Origin of the sequence: Janthinobacterium psychrotolerans, from assembly GCF_001677885.1 — a bacterium.
In the GTDB taxonomy this organism is placed as follows: Bacteria; Pseudomonadota; Gammaproteobacteria; order Burkholderiales; family Burkholderiaceae_D; genus Janthinobacterium; species Janthinobacterium psychrotolerans.
On sequence record NZ_LOCQ01000053.1, the window covers coordinates 44,926 to 67,055 of the forward strand.

Below are 22,130 nucleotides of genomic sequence, written 5' to 3' on the forward strand. Positions count from 1 at the left end.
GCAAATAGCAAGAGTATTTTTGCATGATTCCGCAGCTGCCCCAAGGTCGTTGTTGTTGGCCCCGGCGCACTTGTGCGCGGCGTCGCGGCCCTTGATGTGTTGCCATTCTACGCTGCCCCGGTGCCGCCCGGCAGGCCATATTGATTTCAGCGATAATGACAGACTGTCTACTCTCTTTGTGAAGCCCATCATGAATCCAGGCATGTTGTACGCCTCCCTCGCTTTTTTGTGCTGGGGCCTGTTTCCACTGTACTTCCATGCCCTGGAAGAAGTCGCACCGCAGGAAATCCTGGCGCACCGCATGGTCTGGTCGCTGCTGTTCCTCGGCATCGTTCTGACCATCCGCCGCCAGTGGGGCTGGCTGCGCACCCTGACCAGCCAGCCGAAGGTGGTGGCCGGTTTCGTGGCCAGCGCGTTCCTGCTGTCGGCCAACTGGTTCATCTATATCTGGGCCGTCAACAACGGCCATGTGGTCGACGCCAGCCTCGGCTACTTCATTACCCCCTTGCTCAACGTCATGCTGGGCTTTCTGCTGCTGCACGAGCGCCTGCGCCGTGCGCAATGGCTGGCCATCGCGCTGGCCGCCTGCGGCGTGGCCTGGCTGACCTGGCAGGCCGGGCAAGTGCCATGGATCGCGCTGCTGCTGGCCGCCACCTTCGGCGGCTACGGCCTGCTGCGCAAGACGGCCGCGCTGGGCGCGCTGGAAGGCCTGTCGTTCGAAACCATGATTCTGTTTCCGCTGGCGCTGGCGTACATGCTGTGGCTGACCTGGCATGGCCAGAGCGGCTTCGTCAATACCGAGTCCGGCGCCACGCGCGCGCTGCTGCTGGCCTCGGGGCCGATCACGGCCATCCCGCTGCTGCTGTTCGCGGCCGGTGCGCGGCGCCTGCCGCTGGCCGTGCTGGGCCTGCTGCAATATATCGCCCCCACCGGCCAGCTCCTGATCGGCGTATGGGTCTTCCATGAATCGTTTACCCAGGAACGCATGCTGGGCTTCATGGTGATCTGGGCCGCGCTGGCGCTGTATGCCTGCGAAGGGCTGTGGGTGACCCGCCGGGCCCGCCTGTCAGCCTGACGCACGATCCAGCGCTGGCCGGAAGCAGGCGTTTACCGTATCCTGTTCGTCTTTGTATAACACCCGAGATTTCCAATGGCTAATTACGTCTACACCATGAATCGCGTGGGCAAAATCGTCCCGCCCAAGCGCCAGATCCTGAAAGATATTTCCCTGTCCTTTTTCCCGGGCGCCAAGATCGGCGTGCTGGGCCTGAACGGTTCCGGTAAATCGACCCTGCTCAAAATCATGGCCGGCATCGATACCGACATCCAGGGCGAAGCCGTGCCGATGCCGGGCCTCAATATCGGCTACCTGCCGCAGGAACCGCAGCTCGATCCGGAAAAAACCGTGCGCCAGGAAGTGGAGTCGGGCCTGGGCGAAGTGTTCGAAGCGCAAGCCAAGCTCGAAGCCGTGTACGCCGCCTATGCCGAGGAAGACGCCGATTTCGACGCCCTGGCCAATGAACAGGCGCGCCTGGAAGCGATCATCTCGACCTCCGACGGCGGCAACCTGAATCTGCAGCTGGAAATGGCCGCCGACGCGCTGCGTCTGCCGCCATGGGATGCGAAAATCGGCGTGCTGTCAGGCGGTGAAAAGCGCCGCGTGGCGCTGTGCAAGCTGCTGCTGTCGAAACCCGACATGCTGCTGCTCGACGAGCCGACCAACCACCTCGATGCGGAATCGGTCGACTGGCTGGAACAATTCCTGCTGCGCTTCCCGGGCACCGTGGTGGCGATTACCCACGATCGCTACTTCCTCGACAACGCGGCCGAGTGGATCCTGGAGCTGGACCGCGGCCACGGCATTCCATGGAAAGGCAATTACTCGACCTGGCTGGAGCAGAAGCAGGCGCGCCTGAAGCAGGAAGAGGCAACGGAGTCCGCTCGCCAGAAAGCGCTGCAGAAGGAACTTGAATGGTCGCGCCAGAACCCGAAAGCGCGCCAGGCCAAGTCCAAAGCCCGCCTGGCCCGCTTCAACGAGCTGTCAGAGCACGAATACCAGAAGCGCAACGAAACCCAGGAGATCTTCATTCCCGTGGCCGAACGCCTGGGCAATGAAGTGATCGAATTCAAGAACGTGTCGAAAGCCTTCGGCGACCGCCTGCTGATCGACGACCTGAGCTTCACGATTCCGGCCGGTGCCATCGTCGGCATCATCGGCCCCAACGGCGCCGGTAAGTCGACCCTGTTCAAGATGATCACCGGCACGGAACAGCCGGACAGCGGCGAAGTGGCCATCGGCCAGACGGCGCGTGTGTCGATTGTCGACCAGAATCGCGGCGACTCGCTGTCGGACAACAAGACCGTGTTCCAGGACGTGTGCGGCGGCGCCGACATGCTGACCGTCGGCCGCTTCGAAATGCCGTCGCGCGCCTATCTGGGCCGCTTCAACTTCAAAGGTGGCGACCAGCAAAAAATCGTTGGCAACTTGTCCGGCGGTGAACGCGGCCGCCTGCACCTGGCGAAAACGCTGCTGATGGGCGGCAACGTCCTGCTGCTCGATGAACCGTCGAACGATCTGGACGTGGAAACCCTGCGCGCGCTGGAAGACGCGCTGCTGGAATTTGCCGGCAGCGTGATGGTCATTTCCCACGATCGCTGGTTCCTCGACCGTATCGCCACCCATATCCTGGCCTTCGAAGGCGACTCGCAAGTCAAATTCTTTGATGGCAACTACCAGGAATATGAAGCCGACAAGAAAAAACGCCTCGGCGAAGAAGGCGCCAAGCCGAAACGCATCCGCTACAAGCCGCTGACCGTGTAAGTTTTTTATACTCAGCAATGCAAAAAGGCAGTCACCTCGCGGTGACTGCCTTTTTTTTCAGCACGCAGCTGGCAACTTAGAAGTTGTAGCGGGCGCCCAAGGCCAGACCGGTGGCCTTGTGGCCCTGCTCGGCGCTCTTGCCGAAGTGTTCCACTTCCGCCGTCAGCGAGACTTTCTCGTTGACCGCATACTGGGCGCCCAGCGAGGCATAGACGCCGGTCTTGTTCTCGCCGCGGATGCCGGTCGACAGGCCCGAGCCGCTCAGGCTGTTGTCAACGCGGGCGACACCCAGCTTGCCGAACACGCCGACTTTGTCCGTCACGGGCATGGTGGCCTTGCCAGCCAGGTAATAGCCGTGCGAATCGCTTTTCACCTGGCCGCTGCCACCGGCGCCATTGACGTAGCTGTAGTCCTTGCTGCCGAAGTCGGCATAACCGCCTTCCACCGCCCAGGTCTGGTTCAGGTCGTAACCGGCAAAAAACTTGCCGCCGGCCTTGGCGCCGCTGTGGTTGTCGGCGCTGGTGGCGCCAGGCACCTTGAAGTCATACCGGTTGGCGGTGACACCGACGCCCACATACGGGCCTTCCGCATGGGCGGCGCTCATGGCGGACATGGCGGTGACAGAAGCGATCATTGCAAACAGGATCTTTTTCATCATGTTTCTCTCTTAAATAAGTTGAATTGCCTGGATTCGCAGTTCCAGCGAAATGCGATGTGGTCACGATATCACTGTGAAAAACACACGTCCGTCTCCATTGCGTAAGAAATGTGACGAGATGTAAGCCAGGCAGTCAAACTGAAAATAAGGTAGAAATGAGCAAAGATAGACTAACTTAAGCGAAACTTAAGAGAAATAACCTTTATGCATAGGCTTCGGCCATGGTCATGATGCGGGGGGCGATCACGATGCCATGCTGCGCGAACAGCTCGGTAATGGCGGCCAGGTTCTGCGTGCATTCCTCGCTTTTCCAGCCCTTGAAGATATCGGTGCCGTCTTTCTGGAAATGCAGGTCCAGCACCTTGCAGCCATCCTTGTGCAGATAGGCGGAACTGTAGGTATTCTCGAAACCGAGCGCCTTCAACTGGTCCAGCAAGGCTTGCGGCGCCTGCTCGGGGTTGGTAGCGAGAAATACGCCGAAAGTCTTGCCGGGTGGCTTGGCGGCGATATCGACGTCATAGACGCCCGGTGCCTTGCTGCTTGAAGTCGTCTTTAAAAATAACATGGAACACTCCCTGCGCGTGCTGTCTCGCGCCTGAGGCGGCGCCATGACTGGGGCGGTGCGCTTGATTCCCAGCATGAAATGTTATTTCCAATCGGCATCTTTGTCGACAACTCGGCATCTTTATTTGGCAAGTTGTGGTTATCTGGTCGCTGACCGCCTGCTGTTACGCGCCAGATCAGCTGTTAACATTGCACCAAGACAAGCGCTGCTGCATACTTTCGCCTTGCGCGCGACCGTCGCCGGCCACCACTTCGGCCTGCCGGAGCCGCCATTGCCGGTGACGGTCACAAGGAAACATGCCGCAACCGCATACAGACGGCCTGAGCCAGCTACGACTGCAGTGCGCGCTTGCGCGCCGCCAGCGCCAGCGTCGGCGCCACCAGCGCTTCGTACAAGGCGCCGGTAGCGCCATCCCAGTGCGCCACCGCCTGCCGCTGGCGCGCCACGGTGGCCATGTCGCCGCGCGCGATCGGACCACTTAACGCCGGCGCCGCACCCAGGCGCAGCACATTGGCCACCGTTTCCGTCACCAAGGGGCCGGCCAGCTCGCGCGCCACCGCTTCCGGTATGCCGGCCGCCTGGTAGGCGCGCAAGGATGCATCGAGCACGGTCACCAGGTAATTGCTGGCGAACACGGCGGCGGCGTGATACAGGGTCTTGGCGGCCGGATCGATCGGCACCGGGCGCGCGCCGATAGCGATCAAGGCCGGCGTCAGAAACGCCATCGCCAGCGCGTCGCCTTCGACGCCGCAATACGTGCCGTCGAAACTGCCGGCCACCTGGCCGGGGTCGGCAAAGCTGCGGATCGGATGCACGCTGGCGACCGAGGCGCCAGCCTGGCTTGCCACCAGCAGCAGGTTCGACGCCAGCGCGCCGCTGCAGTGAAACACGATGGCGCCGCTTTGCCCCCCCTCGGCCACCAGCGCCGCGCAGGCCGGCACGATCTGGTCGTCCGAGACGGCCAGCATGGTGACGTCGGCGCGGCGCAAGGCGGCGTAGCTGTCGACGGGCGTGCCCGCGCCGATAAAGCCGACCGCCTCGCGCGCCGTACTTATCGAGCGCGTCAGCACGTCCTGCACCGCGATGCCTTCCACGCCGGCGAACAGGCGACCCAGCACCCGGCCCACATGGCCGGCGCCGATAATGTTCAAGGTGACATTCATGATGGCTTAAAAGCTGGAGCCCGGCTGGAGCAGGAAAGCGGCCTCCTCGGGGGTGGAGTCGCGGCCCAGGATGGCGTTACGGTGGGGGAAGCGGCCGAAGCGGGCAATCACTTCCTGGTGGCGCTGGGCATAGTCGAGCATGCTCTCGAAGCCGTCGCGCGACTGCGTCAGCAGCTGGAACAGTTCCACCGCCCTCGCCTGCATGGCCAGGTCTTCGGCATGTTCGAACGGCATGTAGACGAAGGCGCGCAGGGTCGGCTCCAGTTCCTGGTCCTGGCCACTTTGCACCAGCGCGCTGGCCAGCGCCAAAGCCTGCGCATCGCCGGCAAACGCGCGCGGCGTGCCGCGATATACATTGCGCGTGAACTGGTCGAGCAGCAAGATCTGCGCCAGTGCGCCGCGCGGCGTGGCGGCGCAGTCGCGCAGGCCGCCATCGATGGCGGTGTCGATCAGTGCGCCGAAGCGCTCGCGGATCTGCGCGTCGAAGGCGTCATCCTTGCTGAACCATTCGGCGCGCGACTGGCCGTGGGCCGGGTTGTCGGGAGCGAGAAACCAGAAATCGAGTACATCCTTTGCCTGAGCATCCATGATCATGTGATTACCTATGTCTTAGTTGCGGGCATGCGACAGCTGGAAGCCGGCGATGCCGTCGAAAGCGGCCAGCTCGGCCGACATGGCGGACAGGCTGGCGCCCGTGTTCTTGCCGTGGGCGATGGCGACAAAGCGCCATTCCTGCATGCCGTCGGTGCTGCCGATGGTCAGCGAGCCGCCCGCGATGTCGTAGCCGCGCTTGGCGGCCATGCGCCGCAGCGCATCTTCGCGTGGCACGAAGTCGCGCTTGAAGCGCATGGTGATGGCCACGGCATGGCGCGAGGGCAGCCAGTTCTCCAATTTTGACAGAAAAATCATCGCCATCGCGCACAGGAAGGCCAGGCCCATGGCCGACAGGTAAAAACCGATGCCCACCATGATGCCGATCACCGAAGAAGCCCAGATCGAGGCGGCCGTCGTCAGGCCGCTGATATTGAAGCCTTCGCGCATGATCACGCCGGCGCCCAAAAAACCCACGCCGGTGACGATGCCCTGGATCACGCGCGTGGGGTCGCTGCCGACGATGCTGCCATGGCCGCCGTACCAGAATTCCGGATAGCCGCCCAGCACCGTCAGCGCGGCCGAGGCCATGCAGACCAGGCCGTAGGTGCGCATGCCGGCCGCGCGCCCGTGATACGAGCGCTCGTAGCCGACCAGCAGGCCCAGCGCCAGCGCGCCAAGCAGGTTCAGCAGGATCACGCCATTGGTCGCCAGCTCGGCCGGCGACCAGTAAGCGCGCAGGAAGTCGATGGTCGGCATCGCCTACGGCTTCTTGGTCAACTGCTTTTCAAACGCCACATCGAGCTTGCTGACCCGGCGCGCCTTTTGCGGCCCGAGGCCATTGACAAAGGCGACAAAGGCATCGAGTTCCAGCGGCGCGCACAAGGGCGGCAAACCCGGACCTTCGGTCAGGAAAAACAGTTCGTCGCCGGTGCGCGCCATGGTGTAGAGGCGGTTGCCGGTGCGTTCCTTGAGCCGCTCGATGGCGGAGGTGGCGCGTGTCGATCGCATCAGATGGCTCCCGTGCGCTGTTCCAGCCACGCCAGCGCAGGCGCATCGGTGGCCAGGTGCGGCGCCAGGCGCGCACGCACGGTGGCGTGATAGGCGTTCAGCCAGGCCGCCTCGTCGTCGCGCAGCAGGCTGCGTTCGACGCAGCGCGTATCGATCGGGCACAGGGTCAGGGTCTCGAATGTCAAAAATTCGCCGAACTGCGAGGATGGCGCGGCCACGTTCAGCACCAGGTTTTCGATGCGGATGCCCCACTGCCCCGGGCGGTAAATGCCCGGCTCGACCGAGGTGATCATGCCGGCCTCCATCGCCGTCTGCGGCTCGGGCATGGCCGATTGCGAGATCGACTGCGGCCCTTCGTGAACATTCAGGAAAAAGCCCACGCCGTGGCCGGTGCCGTGGCCGAAATCGATGCCCTCGGCCCACAGCGGCGCGCGCGCGATGGCGTCCAGCATGGGCGACTTCACGCCGCGCGGGAACTGCGCGCGCGACAGCGCGATCATGCTGCGCAGCACCAGCGTGAAATCGCGCTTGTGCTGCGCCGTGATGGCGCCCACCGGCACCACGCGCGTGATATCGGTGGTGCCGCCCAGGTACTGGCCGCCAGAGTCGATCAGCAGCAGGCCATCGCCCTCGATGGTCGCTTCGCTGCCCGCCTGCGCGTGGTAATGCATGATGGCGCCGTGGGCATTGAAGCCGGCGATGGTGCCGAAGCTGGGGCTGACAAAACCGGCGCGGCGCGCGCGGCAGGCGCTCAGGCGTTCATCGACGCCGATCTCCGTCAATGGCGTGCGCTGCGGGTCGGCCAGGGTGGCGTCGAGCCAGCTGAAAAACTCGCACAGCGCCGCGCCATCCTGCTCCATCGCCGCGCGCACATGGGCCGCTTCGCTGTCGGTCTTGCGCGACTTGGCCAGGGTGGTGGGGTTGATCGCCTCGATCACGCGCACGCCATCGGCCACCGCCTGGCGCGTGCCGTAAGTGACGCGGCGCGGATCGAGCAGCAAGCTGGCGCCGGCCGGCAAGGCGGCCAGCGCGCTTGCGGCCAGCGCATACGGCGCCACGTCGACGCCCTGCTCTTCCAGGGCCGCGCGCAGGTCGGCGGGCAGCTTGCCGTCGGCGACAAACAGGGTGGCGCGCTGCGGCCCCACCAGCGCATGGGCCAGGAACACGGGGTTGTAACTGACGTCGGCGCCGCGCAGGTTGAACAGCCAGGCGATATCGTCGAGCGTGGAAACCACATGGTGGCTCGCGCCATGCGCCGCCATGGACGCGCGCAAGGCCGCCAGTTTTTCCACCCGCGGCAAGGCCGGATAGGGCGCGCCATGCTCGAAGATGGCCGCTGCCGGCATGCTTGGACGCTCGGCCCACACGGCGTCCAGCAGATCGATATCGGTGCGCAGGGTCACGTCCGCCGCCAGCGCCTGCCGCAGCAGGCGCGCATTGGCCAGGCCCAGCACAGCGCCGTCGACGGCCACCGTCTGGCCGGCCTGCATGGTGCTGCCCAGCCAGTCGATAAACAGCACGCTGGCGCCGGAGGGGATTTTTTTCAGAACGATGCCGCTGCCGGCCAGCTCTGTTTCCGCCTGTTCCCAGTAGCGGCCGTCGGTCCACAAGCCGGCAAAGTCCTGCATGACGACCAAAGTGCCAACCGAGCCCGTGAAACCGGACAGCCATTGACGGCCCTGCCAGTGGGCCGGCAGGTATTCGGACAGGTGCGGATCGGCCGAAGGCACGACCAGCGCATCGATCTGTTGCGCGCGCATGGCGGCGCGCAGCAGGGTCAAACGGGAGGCGGGGTTGCTGTGAGAGTGGCTGGCTGCGGGTGTCTGCATGGCGGCGAAAAGGTGCTGTGCTGGGAAGCGTTCATGATACTCCGATTGCCGGCGATGCTGTACTCACACCGCCTGCCGCGCGATCAGGTCGGCAATCTGTTCGGCCGCAGGCACTTCAGCGGCCATGGCGGCCGCCACCGTGGCGCAGGCCGCCGCGATGGCGGGGTCGCCCAGCAGGCGGCCCAGGGCGGCGCTCCAGGCGCGCAGCGGCGCCTTGGGCAACACAGTCAACGACACGCCCAGGCGCCGCAGGCGCGCGGCGTTGTCGGGCTGGTCGAAGGCAAACGGCACCACCAGCTGCGGCTTGCCGGCCGCCAGCACGGTGGCGCTGGTGCCGATGCCGCCGTGGTGCACGAACGCCGCCGTCTGCGGCGCCAGCAGGTCGAACGGCGCGTACGCCGCATGGTGCACGGTCGCTGGCAAGGTAGCCGGCAGTTGTTCGCGATATGGCGTGACCACCACCACGCGCAGATTCAACGCAGCGGCGGCTTCCAGCGCGCGGCCGATAAAGCCCGCGCCATGGGCCATGGCCGAACCGGGCGTGACCACGATGGGCGCGTCGCCCGCGTCGATAAAGCGCTGCAGGGCCGGATCAAGCTGGCCTGCGCTGGCCGGCATGCGCGGAAAACCGGTGCACACCGTATGCGGCGGCCAGTCGGCCTGCGGCGCGGCAAACCAGGCGGGAAAGGCGCACACCACCTGCTGCGGCGAATGCAGCCAGCGGCTCATCACGCGCCGCACAGGCGCCAGGCCCAGGCTGGCGCGCAGGCCGTTGATGGCGGGCCGCACGACAGGATCGAGCATCAGCCGCTCGACCAGATTCAATATCAGGCGCACCACCGGGCGCGGCAAGGAGCGCGGCCAGTTCAGGCCGCGCCGCACGGACGTATCGCCGGCCGTCAGGAAGCACGATGGCGCCAGGTGCACGGTGGTCAACGGCAGGCCGTGGGCTTCCTGCAGCAGGCGCCCCGTCAGGCCCAGCGTGCTGGCGACTATGATGGTGCGCTCGGTGCTTGCCTGCACCAGCGCCAGCTGCTGCGCATAGGCGGCGGGCAAATGGCGCGCCATATGCTTCCAGATGGTGGCAAAGCCCTTGACCGGATGCCACAGCTCGGGGTCCTGCACGCTGGCGTCGAGTTCCTGCTGGCTCAGGCCCGAGACAAAGCGCAGGCCGGCGCGCTCGGCCCGTTCCTGGAAATTGGCGGTGGCCACCAGCGTGACCGCATGGCCGCGCGCGCGCAGCGCCTGGCCGATGACGATGAATGGATAGACATCGCCGGCGCTGCCGGCCGCCAGGATCAGCATATGCGCCATCTCAGCCCTTGAGCAGCTGGCCGGCCAGGCCGGCGATTTTTTCCAGCAGCGCCTCGTCGTGCGGCAGCCAGGGCACGGCGCCCAGTTTGCCGGCTTTGGCCGGCCCCGGCACGTCCACCGCCACTGCGGCGCCGTCCAGGGTGACCCTGCCGGTGGCCAGGTGAATCGCGTGCCGGCCCACCATCAGATGACGCGCTTCGAGCGCCATGCGGCCCGCGCCGATCTGCTGCGCAAACACCTGCGCCAGCACGGCGCGCCGCATGCCCACCATCGGCCCCGTTTCCAGGCTGGACAGGTAAGCCAGGCGCTGTTGGCGCTGCGCGCACGCTTCTTCCTCGACCAGCGCAAATGCGCTGGCGCTCACCAGCAAATCCACCGCGCGGCACGCTTCGGAATACGCCACCGGCGCCATCTGGCCCGGCGCCACCGGCTGCCAGCGGCTGGCGACCCGCTCCTGCGCCACCAGTGCGCCCGAGGTGCAAGCACCTTCGGCACCGGGGTAAATGCGTCCCTCGAGCAGCAAGGTCACGCGCCAGGCGCCGAACTGGCGTGACAGTCCCTCCTCGTCATCGAGGCGCCAGCCCTCGCGGCGCGCCAGGCCCAGCAAGGTGCGCACCGACAGCCAATGGCCGGCAAACGGTTCACTGCCATCGTCGGGCGGCAGATACACTTCGCGGTAGGTCTGGCGCACGGGTTGGCGCAGGCGCCGCCGCGTGACCAGCGCCTGCCAGGCTGCGCGCTCTTCAGCGCCGCCATGCAAGGGATGCCACAGGCCGATCCCGCCCTGTTCAGGCAAGGCCAGCGGCTGGCCCCGCGCATCGATGGCGCCCTGCCCGTCGAGCATGAAGGCGACGCCATCGACACCATCGCTGCCGCGCCAGATCAAGGCGCGCGCCACCGCGTCGATATCGGCGTCGCCGAGCAGCGCGCGCCACTGCGCCAGCGGCAGCCAGACATCGCTGGCGTAGCCCGCTTCCAGGCGGCGCGCCAGCATGGCCTGGCGCCGCTTGCCCATCGGGCCCGGCATGCCGACCCGCCAGGCGATATCGGGCCGCTCGGCCAGCGCCCGTTCGGCCGGCTTCAGGTTGCGTTCCAGTTTTTTCCGGATACCCGCATGGCGCACCTGTTCCAGCGCCGTGCGCAAGGCCAGCAGGCTTTCCGGCGTGGGGATGGTTTCCACCGCATGGCCCAGCGCCATCGCCAGCGACTGCGATGGCGCGCTGTTGGCCTTGCCGGGCGCCACGCACACCAACGGCAGCAAGGTGGCGATCACCGGGCCGAACCAGGCCTCGTCGCGGTAGGACGCCAGCCGCGCGGCGCGCGCCAGCACCGGCGAGTCATGCCTGGAAAACGCCGCGTCGGCCGCATACGGCACGCTGCCTTCATGGATCGCCGCGATATGGCGCGCCGCCGACTCCAGTATGGTGCGCGCAAACTCGATATACGGCGCGTCATCGGCCAGCACTTCGGCCGGGTCAGGCTTGCCGATGCTGTCGCGGTTCCAGTGGCCGCTGTAGCGCGAGCCGGCCAGCGCCAGCAGGGAGGCCTGCGCCAGTTGCGGCAGCACCATCAGTTCCTGCAAGCTCAAGGGCATCGGCGATTGCGCATGGTCCTTCTCCATCTCCTGCGCGAATCGCGCCGGGGCGTCGCCGCCGGCCAGGCGCGCCAGCAGCCAGGCGGCAAAGTGCTGCTCGCGCCAGTGCTTCGACTCGCCCAGGATGCGCAGCGCCAGCGGCGCACTGCCTGCGGGCGGGGCGCCATGCAGGCAGGCCAGGCAGCCGACCGCATAGTCCCAGTCGCGCACATGGGCCGCGGCTAGCGCGTCGAGAAATACCTCGCCTTCCAGGGCCGGCGCCAGGTCCAGGCTGGCCACCTGTTCGAGCAGCGTCATCGCCAGCGCCCGGCGTTCGGGATCGCCATGGCCAAAGCCGGCGGCGCGGTGCAGCGCGCCCCAGACCACGCCCAGCTCCTGCGGCGTCCAGCCGGTGACATCGACGGGCGGCCCCGTAAAGCGCGCATGGTCGACCGGGGCGCCCTCAAGACGTGCGCGCAGCGCCGCGGCGCGGGTGGAGTCAAGTGGCATCATCGGCCTCGTAGCGTCGCAAACCGTCAAGATCGAGCACGCGGATGCCGCCGTAATCGAGCCGCAACAAGCCCTGTTTTTCCAGCACCTGCAAGGCCTGGTTGGCGCGCTGGCGCGAGGAGCCCGACAGCAGGCCGATCTCCTCCTGCGACAGCTGCACCAGGGTGTCCACGCCAGGATACAGATGCGAGTTGAACATCGACGCCAGGCAGCGCGCCACGCGCGTGTTCAGGTCCAGCAGGCGGTCGTTTTCCACCATGCCGATAAACTGGCCCAGGCGCTCGTTCAACTGCATCAGCAAAAAGCGCGTGAATGGCAGGCTGGTATCGAGCAGCCAGTGAAAGGTCGCTGCCGGCAGGCGCGCCACGCGCGTGTCGCGCAGGGCCATGGTGTCGTATTTGCGGATCTCGTTTTTCAGCAAGGAACCTTCGCCAAACCAGCTGCCCGGCGGCACGCCGATAAAGGTCATGGCCTTGCCGGAAGCGGAAAAATTATTCATCTTGACCATGCCGCTGATCACGCCGATCCAGTACTCGGCCGGCTCGCCCTTGCGGCAGACAAAGCCGCCTTTCGGCACGAACGCTTCCACGGTATCGGCTTCCACGCGCGCCAATTGATCTGCGTCAAGTAACTGCGCCCAGTTGGCCGCGCGCACGGCGTTTTTGAGACTGATATCGGCTGATTTCATTTGTGCGATGCACCATCGAAAAGTGGGCAAATGTCCCCGAAAAGACAACTCGTCATTCCTACGCAAGCTACTATCATTGCACAAACGCCTTACACATAAAAACACAGAGTGCCACACAACGAGGTGGCGCCTGAGACACGCAACAGGAGACACTGGTGCAAAACAACACAGCAATGCCGACTTTTCCCCGGCGCCTGGTGCAGCATGGCGCCGTTCGTCCCGACAAACCGGCCTTCCGCGAAAAATACCTGGGCATCTGGCAAACCTGGACCTGGCAGGACGTCAACGCCGAGGTGCGGGCGCTGGCCTGTGGCCTGGCCGCCATCGGTTTCCAGCGCGGCATGAACCTGGCCATTATCGGCGACAACCGCCCGCGCCTGTACTGGGCCATGCTGGCTGCGCAAAGCCTCGGTGGCGTGCCGGTGCCGCTGTACCAGGATGCGCCGGCCGCCGACATGGCCTATGTGCTGCAGGACGCGCATATCCAGTATGCCATCGTCGAAGACCAGGAACAGGTCGACAAGCTGCTTGAACTGAAAGCCCTGTATCCGCACGTGGCCCATATCGCCTATGACGATGAACGCGGCATGCGCCACTACCACCAGCCCGAACTGATTTCGTTTGCCGGCCTGCAGGCGCTGGGCCGCGAATACGACCGCGACCATCCGGGCTTTTTCGAAGCGGCCGTGGAAGCGGGCCGCGGCACTGATTCCGCCGTGATCCTGTACACCTCGGGCACCACCGGCAAACCGAAGGGCGTGTGCCAGAGCCATACTGCGCTGCTCTGTGCCGGTGAAGGCGGCGTCGCCTTCGACAAGCTGACCGACAACGAAGACATCCTGTCCTACCTGCCGATGGCCTGGGTCGGCGACTGCCTGTTTTCGCTGGCGCAGGCGATGGTGGCGGGCTTCACCGTCAACTGCCCCGAGTCCGGCGACACGGTGATGATCGACATGCGCGAAATCGGTCCGACCTGCTATTTTGCGCCGCCGCGCGTGTTTGAAAACATGCTCACCAGCGTGATGATACGGATGGAAGACGCCAGCAGCATCAAGCGCCGTATCTTCAGCCATTTCATGGACGTGGCCAAGCGCTGCGGCGCGCAGATACTGGACGGCAAGCAGGTCTCGCTTGCTGATCGCCTCAGTTACCAAGTGGGCAATGTGCTGGTCTATGGTCCCCTGAAAAACGTGCTGGGCCTGTCGCGCGTGCGCGTGGCCTACACCGCCGGCGCCGCCATCGGCCCCGACCTGTTCCGCTTCTACCGCTCGATCGGCGTCAACCTCAAGCAGCTGTACGGCTCGACCGAAACCTGCGCCTACGTATGTTTGCAACCGGACGGCAATATCAAGTTCGACAGCGTCGGCCTGCCGGCGCCTGGCGTGGAAGTCAAGCTGGCGGCCAATGGCGAAGTGCTGGTCAAGTCGCAGGCGACCATGAGCGGCTACTACCATCGCCCCGAGGCCACCGCTGAAGTAATCGACGCCGACGGCTATTTTCATACCGGCGACGCGGGCGTGTTCGACAGCGAAGGCCACCTGAAAATCATCGACCGCGCGGCCGATGTCGGCAAGCTCAATTGCGGCGCCATCTTCGCGCCCAACTATATCGAAAACAAGCTCAAGTTCTTCCCCTTTATCAAGGAAGTGGTGGCCTTTGGCCATGGCCGCGACCAGGTCTGCGCCTTTATCAATATCGATATCGAAGCGGTCGGCAACTGGTCCGAACGGCGCGGCATCGCGTACGCCGGCTATACCGACCTGGCCGCGCGCGAAGAGACCTATGGCCTGATCCGCGACTGCATCGAGCAGGTCAACGCGGAACTGGCGGCCGATCCGCTGATGGACCGCACGCAGATCCACCGCTTCCTGGTACTGCACAAGGAGCTCGACCCCGATGACGACGAACTGACGCGCACGCGCAAGGTGCGCCGCAAGTTCATCGCCGAAAAATACGCGGTGCTGATCGCAGCGCTGTACGAAGGCAAGACCTCGCAGTTCATCGAGACCCAGGTCAAGTTCGAGGATGGCCGCACTGGTTCCACCAGCGCCGACCTGCAGATCTGGAGCAGCAAAACCTGGCCGGCCCTGGGCCTGGCGGCATGATGGAGCACGGCACGATGCTAATGAACGAACCCGACGTCCACTTCGGCGCGCAGCGCAAGACCGGCCCCGTGATCCTGGACCTGAAAAATATCTCGCTGTCCTTTGGCGGTGTGAAAGCGCTGACCGATATCTCGTTCGACGTCAAGCAGCACGAGATACGCGCCATCATCGGCCCCAATGGCGCCGGCAAAAGCTCGATGCTCAACGTGATCAACGGCGTCTATCGCCCGCAGCAGGGCGAGATCATCTACCGCGGCGAACACCGGCGCGGCATGGACTGCTACGAGGCCGCCAAGTCCGGCATCGCGCGCACGTTCCAGAATATCGCGCTGTTCAAGGGCATGACGGTGCTGGACAACATCATGACGGGCCGTAACCTGAAAATGAAATCGAACTTCCTGCTGCAGGCCCTGTACTGGGGACCGGCGCGGCGCGAAGAAATCGAACACCGCAAGAAGGCCGAGGAAATCATCGACTTCCTGGAGATCCAGGCGATCCGCAAGACCCCGGTCGGCCGTCTGCCCTACGGCCTGCAAAAGCGCGTCGAACTGGGCCGCGCACTGGTGGCCGAACCGGAGATTTTGCTGCTCGACGAACCGATGGCCGGCATGAACGTGGAAGAAAAACAGGACATGTGCCGCTTCATCCTCGACGTCAACGACCAGCTGGGCACGACCATTGTACTGATCGAGCACGACATGGGCGTGGTGATGGATATCTCGGACCGGGTGGTGGTGCTCGACTACGGCCGCAAGATCGGCGACGGCACGCCGGACGAGGTGCGCAGCAACCAGGATGTCATCAACGCCTACTTGGGTGTAGCCCACTAGCACCAGACCAGGGATAACAATGAATATCAATTTTTTCTTTGAAGTACTGATCGGCGGCCTGCTGTCGGGCGTGATGTATGCGCTGGTGGCGATCGGCTTCGTGCTGATCTACAAGGCCTCGGGCGTATTCAATTTTGCGCAGGGAGCGATGGTGTTTTTCGCCGCCCTCACCTGCGTCGGCATCATGGACAAGTTCGGCCTGTCGCTGTGGCTGGCCATCCCCTTGACGATGGTCGCCATGATCGTCTTGGGCATGGCGATCGAGCGGGTGGTGCTGCGCCCGCTGGTGAACCAGCCCGAGATCACGCTGTTCATGGCCACCATCGGCCTGGCGTTCTTTATCGAAGGTCTGGCGCAGCTGATGTGGGGCTCGCAGGTACACAAGCTGGACCTGCCGATCGAAGACGTGCCGATGCAGTTCCTGATGGATAACTTCAACATCATCATCTCGCAGTTCGACGTGGTGGCGGCCGGCATCTGCGCGCTGCTGGTGATCTGCCTGGCGCTGCTGTTCTCGAAAACCAAGGTCGGCCGCGCCCTGCGCGCGGTGGCCGACGACCACCAGGCGGCGCTGGCCGTGGGCATTCCGCTGCAGCGCATCTGGGCCGTGGTATGGGGCGTGGCGGGTTTGGTGGCGATGGTGGCGGGCCTGTTGTGGGGCGCGCGCAACGGGGTGCAGTTCGCGCTGACCTTTATCGCCTTGAAAGCCCTGCCGGTGCTGATCCTCGGCGGCTTTACCTCGGTGCCAGGCGCCATCGTCGGCGGCCTGATCATCGGCGCGTCCGAAAAGCTGGCCGAAGTGTATATCGGCCCGATGGTGGGCGGCGGCATCGAAGGCTGGTTCCCGTATGTGCTGGCCCTGCTGTTCCTGCTGGTGCGCCCGGAAGGCCTGTTCGGCGAAAAAATCATCCGCCGAATATAAGCCCAGACAAAGATCCGTAGGTCGGATTAGCCGAAGGCGTAATCCGACAAACACCCCCACAGCCGCAAAGGACACACCCCATGATCTACCGTGAAGCCGGACAATTCAAGACCAGCTACCAGGACGACAACCAGATCTTCCCGATCCGCCAGGACCGCCTGGCGCTGACGGCGACCCTGATCGCCGCCGTGTTCCTGCTGCCGTATTTTGCCTCGCCCTACATCCTGTCGGCGATCATGATCCCCTTCCTGATCTTCGCGCTGGCGGCCCTGGGGCTGAACATTTTGACCGGCTACGCCGGCCAGCTCTCGCTCGGCACCGCCGCCTTTATGGCCGTCGGCGCGTTTGCCTCGTATAACTTCATGGCGCGCCTGCCCGGCCTGCCGCTGCTGGTGTCGTTCATCCTGGGCGGCCTGTGCGCTGCCATGGTCGGCATCGCGTTTGGCCTGCCGTCCCTGCGCATCCGCGGCTTCTACCTGGCCGCCTCGACCCTGGCGACGCAGTTCTTTGTCGTCTGGTGCCTGACCAAGATCCCGTACCTGACCAACTACAGCTCCTCGGGCGTGGTGACGGTGCAGGGCATGCAGATCCTCGGCTACCAGTTCGATACGCCGCAAAGCAAATACCTGCTGGTGCTGGCCATCGTGGCGGGCATGGCGCTCTTGGCCAAGAACATGATCCGCTCCAACGTGGGCCGCTCGTGGATGGCGGTGCGCGACATGGACATGGCGGCCGAAGTGATCGGTTTCAGGCTGATGCGCACCAAGCTGCTGGCGTTTGCCGTCAGCTCGTTCTACTGCGGCGTGGCCGGCGCCCTGTATGCCTACGCCTACCTGGGCACGGTGGAGCCGGAAGCGTACAACCTCGACCTGTCGTTCCGCATCCTGTTCATGATCATTATCGGCGGCGTCGGCTCCATCCTCGGCTCCTTCCTTGGCGCCGCCTTTATCGTGCTGCTGCCGGTGTTTTTGAACATCGTCGCCCACGGCCTGTCGCTGCCCACCAGCGTGGCCTCGAACCTGGAACTGATGGTGTTTGGCGCGCTGATCATTTTCTTCCTGATCGTCGAGCCGCACGGCCTGGCCAGGCTGTGGCAGATCGCGAAAGAGAAATTGCGGCTCTGGCCTTTCCCGCACTAGTTTTGCAGTCGATGTCGGTTGAATTGAAAATCAATAAAACAAGAGGAGACACAATGAAACACATCAAATCGCTCATGCTGGCCACCGCCTTTGCCACCGCAGGCTTCACGATCGCCGGTACAGCCCAGGCGCAAGCCCAGGACCAGTACATCGCCCTGCCGTCCTACCGTGTGGGGCCGTATGCGGCCGGCGGCTCGGGCTTTTACGGCGGCATCATCGACTACTTCAACCTGGTCAACCAGGCCGGCGGCGTCAATGGCGTCAAGATCAGCTGGGAAGAATGTGAAACCGAATACAACCCCTCGCGCGGCGTGGAGTGCTACGAGCGCCTGAAAACCAAGCAGGGCGGCGCCACCCTGGTCGAGACCCTGTCGACCGGCGTCGCCTACGGCATCCTCGACCGCGTGGCGCAGGACAAGATCCCGATGACCATGATCGGCTACGGCCGCTCGGACGCCGCCAACGGCAAGGTCTTCCCGTATGTGTACCCCTTGATCTCCAGCTACTGGAGCCAGGCCGCCGGCATGATCAAATACCTGGGCGACAAGGAAGGCGGCATGGACAAGCTCAAAGGCAAGAAGATCGTCCACCTGTACCACGACTCGGCCTTCGGCAAGGAGCCGATGCCGGTGCTCGAGGCGCTGTCGAAACAGTATGGCTTCGAGCTGATCAAGATTCCCGTCGCGCCACCGGGCAGCGAACAGCAGTCGCAATGGCTGCAGATCCGCCAGGCCAAACCCGATCACGTGATCCTGTGGGGCTGGGGGGTGATGAATTCGGTGGCCATCAAGACGGCGCAGCGCAACGGTTTTCCGCGTGAAAAAATGCTCGGCGTCTGGTGGGCCGGCTCGGAAGAAGACACGATCCCGTCGGGCGACGCCGCCAAGGGCTACAGCGCGATGACCTTCAATACGCCGGGCACCTACCCGGTGCTCGACGATATCCGCAAAAAGCTCTACGCGTCCGGCAAGGGCAACCTGGCCGACCAGTCGCGCATCGGTTCGGTCTACCACATGCGCGGCGTGACAGCCGCCATCCTGTGGGTCGAGGCGATCCGCACGGCACAGGAAAAATTCGGCAAGGGCAAACCGGTCACGGGCGAGCAGATGCGCTGGGGCCTGGAAAACCTGAACGTCGACGACGCGCGCCAGAAAGCCGTCGGCGCGCTGGGCATGTTCCCCACCGTGAAAACCAGCTGCGACGACCATGAAGGTTCGGGCGCCGTGAAAGTGCAGCAGTGGGATGGCAAGAAATGGTCCGCCATCACGCCGAAATGGATCGTCGGCGACAAGGCGCTGGTGCGCAAGCTGGTCGATGAATCGTCGGGCAAGTACGCGGAAGAGAAGAAGATCACGCCGGCTTGCATGAAGTAAGCGGCTGCCGGGTGGTGTCGGATTACGCGCAAGGCGCTAATCCGACCTGCGCCCGAATATGCCGAACGATGCCGATATACGCCGACCGACACCGCATCCCGTAGGTCGGATTAGCCGAAGGCGTAATCCGACAGCACCAACACCATATGAAAACGAAGCAGCCATGACATCCACCGCCACGCAAACACCGGACGCACCACCGCCCTATTTGTCGGTCAATAATATCGAAGTCATCTACGACCATGTGATCCTGGTCCTGAAAGGCGTGTCGCTGCAGGTCCCGCAGGGCAAGATCGTGGCGCTCCTGGGCGCCAACGGCGCCGGCAAGTCGACCACCCTGAAAACCATCTCGACCTTGCTGCGCGGCGAACGCGGCGACGTCACCAAGGGCGAAGTGCAGTTCAAGGGCGAGCGGGTCGACCAGCTGACGCCGAACGAACTGGTAAAGCGCGGCCTGTCGCAGGTGATGGAAGGACGCCACTGCTTCGGCCATCTGACGATCGAGGAAAACCTGCTGACCGGCGCCTACACGCGCAGCATTTCGCGCGGCGAACTGAAAGACGCGCTGGAGAAGGTCTACCACTATTTTCCGCGCCTGAAAACGCGGCGCAGCAGCCAGGCCGGCTACACCTCGGGCGGCGAACAGCAGATGTGCGCGATCGGCCGCGCGCTGATGGCCAGGCCGTCGATGATACTGCTCGACGAACCGTCGATGGGCATCGCGCCGCAGATCGTCGAAGAGATCTTCGGCATCGTCAAGGACCTGAACCACAAGGAAAACGTGTCGTTTTTGCTGGCCGAGCAGAACACCAATGTGGCGCTGCGCTATGCGGACTTTGGCTACATCCTGGAAAACGGCCGCGTGGTGATGGAAGGCCAGGCGCAGGACCTGGCCAGCAATGAAGACGTCAAGGAATTCTACCTGGGCGTGTCGAGCGCCGGGCGCAAGAGCTTTCGCGACATGAAATTCTACCGCCGCAGGAAACGCTGGCTGGCCTGATCGACAAACACCTCATCTGCAACGCGCCTGGCGGTCACGCACAGCCGGGCGCGCGGACAAACACGCACTGATATTGCGCATTGATACTGGAGATTGACTGACATGAACGATACGCTCGACAGTCTGGAAACACGCACCGTTGAGGCGCGCGAAAGCGAATTGATGGCGGGCCTGCCGCAGCTGATCGCACGCGCGCAAGCAGCGCCTGGCTGGGGGCGCATCCTGGCCGGCGTCGACGCGGCCGGCATCACCAGCCGCGAAGCGCTGGCGCGCCTGCCCGTCACGCGCAAGTCCGACCTGAAGCAATTGCAGCACGGCGCGCCGCCGTTTGGCGGCCTCAACACCACGCCGGCAAATGCGCTGTCGCGCGTATTCGTCTCGCCCGGCCCGATTTTCGATCCGGAAGGGCGCGGCCAGGATTGGTGGCGCTTTGCGCGGCCCATGTATGCGGCCGGCGTGCGCGCCGGCGGCCTGCTGCAGAACTGTTTTTCGTATCACTTCACGCCGGCCGCCTTCATGGTCGAAGGCGGCGCCGCGCGCATCGGCTGCACCGTGATCCCGGCCGGCATCGGTCAGACGGAAATGCAGGTGCAGGCGATGGCGGACCTGAAACCCGACACCTATGTCGGCACGCCGTCGTTCTTAAAGCTGATCATCGAAAAGGCGCGCGAAATGGGCGCCGACATCAGCAGCGTGAAACACGCCCTGATGGGCGCCGAAGCGCTGCCCGAATCCCTGCGCAGCTGGTTCGCCGCCAACGGCGTGCCACATGTATTCCAGACCTATGCCTCGGCCGATATCGGCAGCATCGCCTATGAAACGGCTAGCGGCGGCAAGCTCAATGCCGGCATGGTGGTCGATGAAAACGTGCTGCTGGAAATCGTCCATCCGGGCAGCGGCACGCCGGTGGCGCCAGGCGAAGTGGGCGAAGTGGTGGTCACCGTCTTCAATGCCGACTATCCGCTGATCCGCTTTGCCACCGGCGACTTGTCGGCGGTGCTGGTCGACGCACCGGCCTCGCCTTGCGGGCGCACCAATACGCGCATCCGCGGCTGGATGGGCCGCGCCGACCAGACCACCAAGGTGCGCGCCATGTTCGTGCACCCGTCGCAGGTGCATGAGATCGCACGCCGCCATCCGCAGATCCTCAAGGCGCGCCTGGTGGTGTCGGGCCGCATGGCCAACGACGAGATGACCTTGCACTGCGAGGTGGAGCGGCTCGACGATGGCGCGGCAGTGGAAGAGATTATCGCGACCATCCGCGAACTGACCAAGCTGCGCGGCGAGGTGCGGCTGGTGGCGCGCGGCAGCCTGCCGCTGGACGGGAAAATCATCGACGACGTGCGCGACTACACCTAGCACGCATGGGCCAAATTGCGGGATAATATCGGCATTAACCATCAGCCCTGTTCATCGCCATGCAAGAGTCCATGCAAGAATTTCATCACAATCGTGCCCGCGATCTGCTCAAGAACGCGGAGCTGCTGTTCGACCAGGACGCCGTGCAGGCGTCGATCACGCGCATGGCCGATGTGCTCAACGCGCGCTACAACGCCGAAGGCGCCAAGGACTTCCCGCTGGTGCTGGGCGTGATGGGCGGCGCCGTGGTCTTTACCGGCAACCTGCTGCCGCAGCTGAGCTTCCCGCTGGAGTTCGACTACATTCATGTGAGCCGCTACGGCGACGACGACAAGGGCGGCGAAGTGGTGTGGAAAGTCATCCCGCGCTCGAACGTGGCGGGCCGCACGGTGATCGTGCTCGACGATATCCTCGACGAAGGCGAAACGCTGGCCCACGTCAAGCAGCGCCTGCTCGACATGGGCGCCGCCGAAGTCATCCTGGCGGTATTCGCCGACAAGGCGATCGGCAAGAAAAAACCGGTGCAAGCCGATATCGTCGGCCTGGTGATCCCGAACCGCTTCGTGGTCGGCTTCGGCATGGATGCGTATGGCTACTGGCGCAACCTGCCTGGGCTGTGGGCGCTCAAGCCCGAGGATCTGAAGCAGGAATAACCGAGGTGCCGGGGTGAAAAGGGTCT

The 22,130-nt window shown here is 64.3% G+C and carries 20 protein-coding genes; 10 read left to right on the forward strand and 10 right to left on the reverse strand.

The features are described 5' to 3' along the window. Positions 1–190 precede the first annotated feature (190 nt). Together rarD and ettA are read left to right on the forward strand one after the other, a co-directional pair. A complete protein-coding gene (gene rarD / locus ASR47_RS10905) occupies positions 191–1,075 on the forward strand; it encodes an EamA family transporter RarD (protein ID WP_065307804.1) in 885 nt (294 codons plus the stop codon). A gap of 75 nt (positions 1,076–1,150) precedes the next feature. After that, positions 1,151–2,821 (forward strand): energy-dependent translational throttle protein EttA, encoded by a 1,671-nt coding sequence (gene ettA, locus ASR47_RS10910; RefSeq protein ID WP_065307805.1) that lies wholly within the window; start codon positions 1,151–1,153, stop codon positions 2,819–2,821. 76 nt (positions 2,822–2,897) lie between these two features. Here ettA and ASR47_RS10915 read toward each other — a convergent pair whose 3' ends face one another. The 10 genes from ASR47_RS10915 to ASR47_RS10960 form a co-directional block, all read right to left on the reverse strand. Then, a complete protein-coding gene (locus ASR47_RS10915) occupies positions 2,898–3,479 on the reverse strand; it encodes an outer membrane beta-barrel protein (protein WP_245714326.1) in 582 nt (193 codons plus the stop codon). Positions 3,480–3,681: 202 nt separating this feature from the next. Further along, positions 3,682–4,044, reverse strand: a complete 363-nt coding sequence (locus ASR47_RS10920) for a hypothetical protein (protein ID WP_065307806.1) — start codon at positions 4,042–4,044, stop codon at positions 3,682–3,684. A gap of 329 nt (positions 4,045–4,373) precedes the next feature. Beyond that, a complete protein-coding gene (locus ASR47_RS10925) occupies positions 4,374–5,207 on the reverse strand; it encodes a Rossmann-like and DUF2520 domain-containing protein (protein ID WP_065307807.1) in 834 nt (277 codons plus the stop codon). A gap of 6 nt (positions 5,208–5,213) precedes the next feature. Further along, a complete protein-coding gene (locus ASR47_RS10930; protein ID WP_065307808.1) occupies positions 5,214–5,801 on the reverse strand; it encodes a DUF924 family protein in 588 nt (195 codons plus the stop codon). A gap of 15 nt (positions 5,802–5,816) precedes the next feature. Further along, positions 5,817–6,557 carry an MgtC/SapB family protein gene (locus tag ASR47_RS10935; protein WP_065307809.1) on the reverse strand — a complete coding sequence of 247 codons (741 nt, stop codon included), beginning with the start codon at positions 6,555–6,557 and terminating at the stop codon, positions 5,817–5,819. A gap of 3 nt (positions 6,558–6,560) precedes the next feature. After that, the gene (locus ASR47_RS10940; RefSeq protein WP_065307810.1) at positions 6,561–6,809 is read right to left on the reverse strand and encodes a hypothetical protein; all 249 of its coding nucleotides are present in this window, start codon (positions 6,807–6,809) and stop codon (positions 6,561–6,563) included. Beyond that, positions 6,809–8,638, reverse strand: coding sequence for an aminopeptidase P family protein (locus ASR47_RS10945; RefSeq protein WP_065307811.1), 1,830 nt, complete (start codon positions 8,636–8,638; stop codon positions 6,809–6,811). Before ASR47_RS10945 ends, ASR47_RS10940 begins: the two co-directional genes overlap by 1 nt. Positions 8,639–8,701: 63 nt before the next feature. Continuing rightward, on the reverse strand, positions 8,702–9,952 hold the full coding sequence (locus tag ASR47_RS10950) for a glycosyltransferase (protein WP_065307812.1): 1,251 nt from the start codon (positions 9,950–9,952) through the stop codon (positions 8,702–8,704). Position 9,953: 1 nt separating this feature from the next. Then, positions 9,954–12,038 carry a DUF4132 domain-containing protein gene (locus ASR47_RS10955; RefSeq protein ID WP_082988866.1) on the reverse strand — a complete coding sequence of 695 codons (2,085 nt, stop codon included), beginning with the start codon at positions 12,036–12,038 and terminating at the stop codon, positions 9,954–9,956. Beyond that, positions 12,025–12,723, reverse strand: coding sequence for a Crp/Fnr family transcriptional regulator (locus ASR47_RS10960; protein ID WP_065307813.1), 699 nt, complete (start codon positions 12,721–12,723; stop codon positions 12,025–12,027). Before ASR47_RS10960 ends, ASR47_RS10955 begins: the two co-directional genes overlap by 14 nt. A gap of 173 nt (positions 12,724–12,896) precedes the next feature. On the opposite strand from ASR47_RS10960, the gene ASR47_RS10965 reads away from it, so the two are divergent. The 8 genes from ASR47_RS10965 (at position 12,897) to ASR47_RS11000 (ending at position 22,104) form a co-directional block, all read left to right on the forward strand. Next, entirely contained in the window at positions 12,897–14,828 is a 1,932-nt protein-coding gene (locus ASR47_RS10965; RefSeq protein ID WP_065307814.1) for an AMP-binding protein, read from the forward strand. Beyond that, positions 14,825–15,658 (forward strand): ABC transporter ATP-binding protein, encoded by an 834-nt coding sequence (locus ASR47_RS10970; protein WP_082988867.1) that lies wholly within the window; start codon positions 14,825–14,827, stop codon positions 15,656–15,658. Before ASR47_RS10965 ends, ASR47_RS10970 begins: the two co-directional genes overlap by 4 nt. Positions 15,659–15,683: 25 nt before the next feature. Then, a complete protein-coding gene (locus tag ASR47_RS10975) occupies positions 15,684–16,580 on the forward strand; it encodes a branched-chain amino acid ABC transporter permease (RefSeq protein ID WP_171898930.1) in 897 nt (298 codons plus the stop codon). 80 nt (positions 16,581–16,660) lie between these two features. Then, positions 16,661–17,719, forward strand: coding sequence for a branched-chain amino acid ABC transporter permease (locus ASR47_RS10980; protein ID WP_065307816.1), 1,059 nt, complete (start codon positions 16,661–16,663; stop codon positions 17,717–17,719). A gap of 53 nt (positions 17,720–17,772) precedes the next feature. Further along, positions 17,773–19,092, forward strand: coding sequence for an ABC transporter substrate-binding protein (locus ASR47_RS10985; RefSeq protein WP_065307817.1), 1,320 nt, complete (start codon positions 17,773–17,775; stop codon positions 19,090–19,092). A gap of 163 nt (positions 19,093–19,255) precedes the next feature. Further along, positions 19,256–20,092 carry an ABC transporter ATP-binding protein gene (locus tag ASR47_RS10990; protein ID WP_065307818.1) on the forward strand — a complete coding sequence of 279 codons (837 nt, stop codon included), beginning with the start codon at positions 19,256–19,258 and terminating at the stop codon, positions 20,090–20,092. A 102-nt stretch (positions 20,093–20,194) separates the two neighbouring features. After that, on the forward strand, positions 20,195–21,451 hold the full coding sequence (locus tag ASR47_RS10995; RefSeq protein ID WP_065307819.1) for a phenylacetate--CoA ligase family protein: 1,257 nt from the start codon (positions 20,195–20,197) through the stop codon (positions 21,449–21,451). Positions 21,452–21,522: 71 nt separating this feature from the next. After that, positions 21,523–22,104 (forward strand): hypoxanthine-guanine phosphoribosyltransferase, encoded by a 582-nt coding sequence (locus ASR47_RS11000; RefSeq protein ID WP_065307820.1) that lies wholly within the window; start codon positions 21,523–21,525, stop codon positions 22,102–22,104. The last annotated feature ends 26 nt before the right edge of the window (positions 22,105–22,130 follow it).